This window comes from Nostoc sp., from assembly GCF_036919615.1.
Classification (GTDB): Bacteria; Cyanobacteriota; Cyanobacteriia; order Cyanobacteriales; family Nostocaceae; genus Nostoc.
Map to the genome: position 1 here is coordinate 26,019 of NZ_JBALCN010000018.1, position 6,256 is coordinate 32,274.

8 protein-coding genes are annotated in these 6,256 nt (G+C 42.2%); 3 read left to right on the plus strand and 5 right to left on the minus strand.

Annotation, left to right across the window (positions count from 1 at the left end; all coding sequences use genetic code 11):
* Window positions 1-163: 163 nt before the first annotated feature.
* The 4 genes from nblR to petM all read right to left on the minus strand — a co-directional run bounded on the left by nblR (window position 164) and on the right by petM (window position 3,629).
* Window positions 164-850, minus strand: coding sequence for a response regulator transcription factor NblR (gene nblR, locus V7K48_RS07050; protein WP_334972110.1), 687 nt, complete (start codon window positions 848-850; stop codon window positions 164-166).
* Between the two features lie 325 nt (window positions 851-1,175).
* The gene (locus V7K48_RS07055; protein ID WP_334972113.1) at window positions 1,176-2,093 is read right to left on the minus strand and encodes an NAD(+) kinase; all 918 of its coding nucleotides are present in this window, start codon (window positions 2,091-2,093) and stop codon (window positions 1,176-1,178) included.
* Between the two features lie 131 nt (window positions 2,094-2,224).
* The gene (locus V7K48_RS07060) at window positions 2,225-3,223 is read right to left on the minus strand and encodes an SDR family oxidoreductase (RefSeq protein WP_335070901.1); all 999 of its coding nucleotides are present in this window, start codon (window positions 3,221-3,223) and stop codon (window positions 2,225-2,227) included.
* 301 nt (window positions 3,224-3,524) lie between these two features.
* Window positions 3,525-3,629 (minus strand): cytochrome b6-f complex subunit PetM, encoded by a 105-nt coding sequence (gene petM / locus V7K48_RS07065; protein ID WP_109009093.1) that lies wholly within the window; start codon window positions 3,627-3,629, stop codon window positions 3,525-3,527.
* Window positions 3,630-3,836: 207 nt separating this feature from the next.
* On the opposite strand from petM, the gene pdxA reads away from it, so the two are divergent.
* The 3 genes from pdxA to V7K48_RS07080 are packed head-to-tail and all read left to right on the plus strand — an operon-like array spanning window position 3,837 to window position 5,440.
* Window positions 3,837-4,928, plus strand: a complete 1,092-nt coding sequence (pdxA, locus tag V7K48_RS07070; protein ID WP_335070903.1) for a 4-hydroxythreonine-4-phosphate dehydrogenase PdxA — start codon at window positions 3,837-3,839, stop codon at window positions 4,926-4,928.
* 39 nt (window positions 4,929-4,967) lie between these two features.
* Window positions 4,968-5,198: a hypothetical protein gene (locus V7K48_RS07075; protein ID WP_273768150.1), complete on the plus strand. Its 231-nt coding sequence runs from the start codon at window positions 4,968-4,970 to the stop codon at window positions 5,196-5,198.
* 8 nt (window positions 5,199-5,206) lie between these two features.
* Window positions 5,207-5,440: a hypothetical protein gene (locus V7K48_RS07080; RefSeq protein WP_335070905.1), complete on the plus strand. Its 234-nt coding sequence runs from the start codon at window positions 5,207-5,209 to the stop codon at window positions 5,438-5,440.
* Between the two features lie 77 nt (window positions 5,441-5,517).
* Here V7K48_RS07080 and V7K48_RS07085 read toward each other — a convergent pair whose 3' ends face one another.
* The gene (locus V7K48_RS07085; RefSeq protein WP_335070907.1) at window positions 5,518-5,832 is read right to left on the minus strand and encodes a hypothetical protein; all 315 of its coding nucleotides are present in this window, start codon (window positions 5,830-5,832) and stop codon (window positions 5,518-5,520) included.
* Window positions 5,833-6,256 lie beyond the last annotated feature (424 nt).

The following is a 6,256-nucleotide window of genomic DNA, read 5'->3' on the forward strand; positions in this document are numbered from 1 at the left end:
ATTATTTTTGATTTTGTAATTTAGATTTCAATTTTACAGAATTTAAGCTAGAAAACCTACGGCTTTTATTCGTCCTGTGATCCACAGCCGTTTTTAAGCTCAATTAACAAGATTTGGTGCAAAATCCCCTTGTTAACGGTAGGCAAACTGACACCACAGTGTACTAGGATTCTCTTAAAACGTACCCTACGCCTCGCACTGTTTGAATGAGGCGCTTTTGACCTTCATCTTCAATTTTTAGGCGCAAGTAGCGGATGTACACTTCAATTACATTAGACTCACCCAGAAAGTCGTAACCCCAAACATTTTCCAGAATTTGTTCGCGGGTTAACACCTCACGAGGATGTTCCATTAAGAATTTTAATAGTTCAAATTCCTTCATTGTCAAGTCAATTGCCCGTCCGTTGTGTATGGCACGGCGAGTTGCTATGTCTAAAATTAAATCCCCAAAGCGCAACTGCTCCGTGGTATCCACATCGGGTTTTAAGTAGAGGCGAATCAACTTCAAAAAGTCTTCTGAGCGGTAAGGCTTGAGGATGTAATCATCCGCTCCAGCTTCTAGACAAGCTACACGATCATCGACTGTATCCCTTGCCATTAAAATCAATACAGGCGATCGCATACCAGTGCTTCTCAGATTTTTGCACAATGAGAGTCCTGATTCTCCAGCTAGCATCCGGTCTAAAACAATTAAAGCAGGCTGGCGATCGCGACAGTGTTGTAAACCACTTGTCGCATCATGAGCCAAAATTGATTCGTAGCCAGCTTCTTGCAAATCGCAAGAAAGCTGATTTGCTAGGCTATCATCGGTTTCAATCACCAAAACACAGGGACTTTGAGCAACTGTCATAACAATTTGGGATATTGGATTTGGGATTGTAAAGATATTCCAGAGAAAATCTTTACATCAGTTAAAAGTGCAATTACGAGTTTTTAGTGATGGAGCAATCCTGATTTGACACGCTGCTAAGGATGTTTTAGCACGTTCAGGTGTCAGCCATCGAATTCTCCAATGCAATCTTAATAACTAACTCCAAATACCATCCCTACACCAGTAATTCTGGAAAGAAATCACCAGATTGGGAAGAAGAGCAGGGGTAGGGGAAGAGAAAAGACTAATGATTCCTAACTCCTGTACAGACGCGATTAATCGCGTCTCTACTCCTAACTCCTGACTACGGCAATTCTACAGAAGTTGGTTTGGCGATATGTGGCAAACCCCAACCTAATTTTTCTCGCAAAATTCGGAAAAACTCAGGCGGTTGCAGGCGAATAAATCTGGCACTATATTGCGATCGCTCCATATATACTCGATCTTCTGGTAGGATATAGCACCCACCATTGCCATCTACCACCATTACCAGCCGAGGAATGTTGACTGGATAGATGTTGACCGATTCAGTATCTGGAAATACCAATGCTCTAGAAGCTAGGGAATGGGGACAAATGGGTACTAGCTGTAAAGCAGGTACGCCAGGAGTCACCACTGGGCCACCAGCACTTAATGAGTAAGCTGTAGAACCTGTAGGTGTAGAAACAATCACACCATCCGCTGCAATATCTACTGGCGCATGACGCCCTATGGCAATTTCAAAATGGCACATAGAGGTCAAAGGTTCCCGATGCAGCACCATTTCATTCAAGCAGAGGGCTTCCCATAGGACTGAGTCTCCCCGAAACACTTTAACGGTGAGCATGGCTCGTTCTTCAATTTCATACTCACCCGCCATCAACTGTTCTAGTGCTTGGGGCAATTGATTTAGGAAGGCTTCCGTCAAAAATCCCATATGGCCGGTATTCACTGTTAGCAGTGGGATACCACAGGGCGCTACCTGACGAGACGCTGCTAAAACAGTGCCGTCTCCCCCTAACACCACTGCAAACTCCATATCTGAGTCAAAACCAGGGGGCGTCAGACCGTCAATGGGGGTGTGGCATACAGGACTATCCGGGTTAGAGTAGCCCAGTATGCCACCGATACTCGATGTGATACATACATTCCAACCGGCAGCGGTTAGCTTGTCTTTCAACTCGATAGCGACACGACCCGCTATCGGTTTAACGTCATTGTAGATAATGCCTGCTTTCGGCACACTCAAATATCCAAGTTTAGGCGATGCTCTGTATTATGTAATCCTTACACATTTTTGACCATGTAGTCATTAATCTAGAGTCAAATATCTAGAGTCTAGAGTTTAATGACTAATGTTCTGTTTTGTAATGACTATTGACTATTGACTTTTGAAGACTGTTTAAAAGGAGTTTTTTTAGGTTTCTGCTTTTTGGTTTTATTTTTCTCGTAGTCTAACTCCTTGAGCTTCTTCATAATTCGGCTGAAGTACTCTTGTAGATAGCTTTCTAGGGTTGTGGTTTGCTGCTGATCTAAGCCAAAGACTGTGTATACTTCATCCATTGAAGCATTTAACTGTTTACCACTAGCCAATACTTCTGTAAATGCCAGCCTGTCTGCTACGTTCCATCCCCACTGAAAGAACCGCATTAAGCCCCGCACAGCACGCAGCAAGTTTATTGGCATCCGCGTTACCCTGGCGTCTTTTCCAGATAAGCGTTCGCACAGGTTGATGATTTCCTCTGCACTCCATGCACGAGTACCGACTACAGGAAAAGCTTGGTTTTCCGTTTCTGGTACACTCAATGCTCGGATAGCAAATTTAGCAATGTCTTGAGTGTCCATATAGGCGATGGGAGAAGAATTACCAGTCACCCAAACTGGCTGCGCTTCCAAAATGGGAATCCCGTACTGACTGATTAACCCTTGCATAAACCCAGCTAGCCGCAAGATGGTGTAATTCAAGCCAGACTCAGCCAAGAAGAGTTCTGTACACCGCTTTATTTCCATTAGCGGCACTTGTGGGTATTTATCAGCATCTAAAATCGAAAAGAAGATAAAACGCTCTACACCTGCTGCTTTTGCTGCTTGAATCAATGCTACTTTGCCGTCCCAGTCCACTTGTTTGATACTCAGTGAATCTGTTGGGCGAGATGTTGACGCATCAATAACTTGGGTTATGCCTGACAATGCTTCCGCTAGGCTTTCGGGAGAACGCAAATTTCCCGGTACGAGTTCTGCACCCCATTCTTTGAGAAAAGCTGCTTTTTTACTGCTCCGAACAAGACAACGCACTTTATATCCCTCATCGATTGCACGACGAGCCACTTGTCTTCCTAAGGTGCCAGTGGCACCGACGATTAATAATGTCATGAGGGTTGTAATAAATTTTAATGTTTTATGAAAAGAATGTTATCAGAATAACCTATGCAAACAAAAGTTTACATCTTTTCTCAGAAAATCAATTTATCTGGATAGACTTATGAGAAAATGGCTGTCCGGTAACCGGACAAGCTTTTTTCCCAGTTAGCGAAAAGTATAAGCGCTTGCTTGGGGCGTTCAGAACTTTTTGATCACAAAGAAACGGAGAGTGCGGATTGGGGAATGGAGATTGGGGAGAATAATAACTCTTAACTCCTAACTCCTAACTTTTAACTCCTAACTCAGCACTCAATTATTCTTCTCCGCCTTGAATTTTCAGTAACAATGCGCCTAAGCCCCAGCCCACGAAGATTAAACCGAAAGACAATAGAGCTGCATTCAAAATTTCACCGCCCATTGGTGTGATTCTCCTTATACAAAGTGGTGTGTAAACTAGGTCTACCAGAAGCTTTTCAATGGTTGCTGTAGGATTAGACCTGTGTAAATAATTTTAAACTAGTTTAGCAGGTAATCCCTACTGGTTTAGGGGGCAATCCTTACTGTTGGGAGAACGGGATCTGGGGAAATTAGGGAAAATTGATGATAATAATTATGAAGAGATTTTATGTATCAAAATAATCAAAGTAATTTAGTAAATTTTTGCAAAGATAATCGTCCGCGTTTGGCGCTGACGCTGGGAGATCCGGCGGGGATTGGGCCGGAGGTGATTTTGAAAGCTTTAGCAGATCCGGAAATTAGTCAAAAATATGACGTTACAGTGGTGGGTAACTGGGATTTACTGGCACAGACTTATCGCAAACTGAATTTAACTGAAAATTTAGCACCTTTGTCAAATCCAGACGAGTTGTCAATCAGCAATGTGCAGTTGGATGGGGAAATTAAAGGTGAAATTATCACTGGAATAGGTAATGCAGCCAGTGGTGCGGCTAGTTTTGCCTATATGGAATATGCGATCGCTCAAACACTCGCTGGTAAATTTGATGGTATTGTCACCGGGCCGATCGCTAAATCTGCTTGGAAAGCCGCAGGGTATAATTATCCAGGGCAAACGGAACTTTTGGCACAAAAATCGGGTGTAGACCGTTTTGGGATGTTATTTGTGGCGCGATCGCCCCATACTAATTGGATACTCCGCGCAATACTAGTCACCACACATATTCCCCTACGTCAAGTAGCCGATATATTGACACCGCAGTTGTTGACACAAAAACTGGATTTGCTGGTGGAGTGTTTGGAGAAAGATTTTGGGATAGAAAATGGGAGAATTGCGATCGCCGGGTTAAATCCCCACAGTGGCGAACAGGGACAACTTGGTCGTGAAGAACAAGATTGGCTAATTCCCTGGTTAGAGCAAGAGCGGCAAAATAGACCACAAATACAGCTAGATGGCCCGATACCGCCAGATACGATGTGGGTTAAACCTGGTCAAGCTTGGTATGGAAATTCTTTAGTACAAAATCCTGCTGATGCCTACTTGGCACTTTACCACGACCAAGGCTTAATTCCTGTGAAGCTGATGGCGTTTGATCGGGCAGTTAATACTTCTATTGGTCTTCCTTTCGTTCGCACTTCACCCGATCATGGAACAGCGTTTGATATTGCGGGTAAGGGAATTGCTGATGCTACGAGTATGAAAGCAGCAATACATTTAGCGGCTGAGTTGGTTAATCGAAGATTGGCGGTGGGTTGTGGTTAAAAGTTCTTTGTTGCAATATTTACTAGGAGTAATGCTTACTTGAATTTTGAAATTATCGGAGACATCACCAATATTGAAATAATTGCTGTTGGTAACTCCATTCGTGAACTCGAACGCTTGCGTAAAACTTATGGTTCAGGACGGTGGCGGAAACTTAAAGGCTTTGCAACCATTAGCTTAGATGACGGAAGCATTTATGAAACTGAGTTACACTGGTATGAAGCCCACGGAATTGGTAAGAAAGAAATCAAAATAAAACGCTTTCTATAGGAGTTGTTATGCAGTCAGCGAACACAGAAACTCAATATGTTGTTTGCATTAGCAACAAAGATTATCCTGCTTCTTTAGAAATTCGGAAAATTTACCAGACTGTTCCTGATTCTGATGCTGTTAAGCACCGAATGATTAGAGTTATTGATGAATCAGGTAAAGACTATTTATATCCTAGCAATTATTTCGTATTGATTGATTTACCAAAAGCGGTTGCAGAAGCTTTTTCTCTAGCTAATTAAAATTTAATTATTCCTTCCAATGACTCTAAAATATCTTTCAAAAAATAGCTGCTATTCATCACCAAAGCTGTCTTGAATCATATTGTGCCAGCTATTCCTGTTTGATTAATCCGAAATATAAACACCGGAGCATTCGGGTGGTGCTGGCGAGATTTATTTATAGCAGCTAATTCATCTGTATCAATGAAATAATCTCCACTCTCAGGCTCAACAGCCATGTACCAGTTATACTGAGTTTTGATTAACTCTGGTTTAACTCGGTCAAAAATAACTTTACTGCGTTGGTAAAAAGCCTCTTGTTGAGCTTTCCATTGAGATTTTTTTTCTGACCACTGAATATTAGGGAATATTCTTCCCCGACGAACTGTGCGAATAGGCTTTGGATCTGTCATTGCTATTTTTCCTAATCTATTTTGAGATTTTATAACTTTATCATCGAAGCTATTTACTAGCTTCAAGTAAAGGCAATTTAACCAGTCATCTACTCGTTGGGTGGCTGGGATTTATTTTTTATTGACTCTTCGCGTTGTAGCGAAGATTGAGCCAGCTAACGCCTGGAAGTAATGAATGAAATCTAGTTCTTCACTGCTTGAGAGTCACAGGATCTACGGTTCTAAACTTATGTAATCCTTTTCATGTAAGGATTATGAGGCTGTTCTTGTATCGCTGATGTCACTCTATATTAAATCTTTGTAACTTGCGCTCCCATCAGAAAAACAAACGTAAGGATTCAGGTAGCAGAGTCTTGACAAAGGTGACACTTGAGGAGGAGTATCACTTCTATGAACCAAAACCTGCCTCAAGAAGTAGACAGAG

Bases quoted from the DNA above. Each gene is read 5' to 3' on its own strand.
- V7K48_RS07085 (WP_335070907.1), bottom strand. From the start codon at position 5,832: ATGACAGATCCAAAGCCTATTCGCACAGTTCGTCGGGGAAGAATATTC.
- V7K48_RS07080 (WP_335070905.1), top strand. From the start codon at position 5,207: ATGCAGTCAGCGAACACAGAAACTCAATATGTTGTTTGCATTAGCAAC.
- pdxA (WP_335070903.1), top strand. From the start codon at position 3,837: ATGTATCAAAATAATCAAAGTAATTTAGTAAATTTTTGCAAAGATAAT.
- V7K48_RS07060 (WP_335070901.1), bottom strand. From the start codon at position 3,223: ATGACATTATTAATCGTCGGTGCCACTGGCACCTTAGGAAGACAAGTG.
- nblR (WP_334972110.1), bottom strand. From the start codon at position 850: ATGACAGTTGCTCAAAGTCCCTGTGTTTTGGTGATTGAAACCGATGAT.
- petM (WP_109009093.1), bottom strand. From the start codon at position 3,629: ATGGGCGGTGAAATTTTGAATGCAGCTCTATTGTCTTTCGGTTTAATC.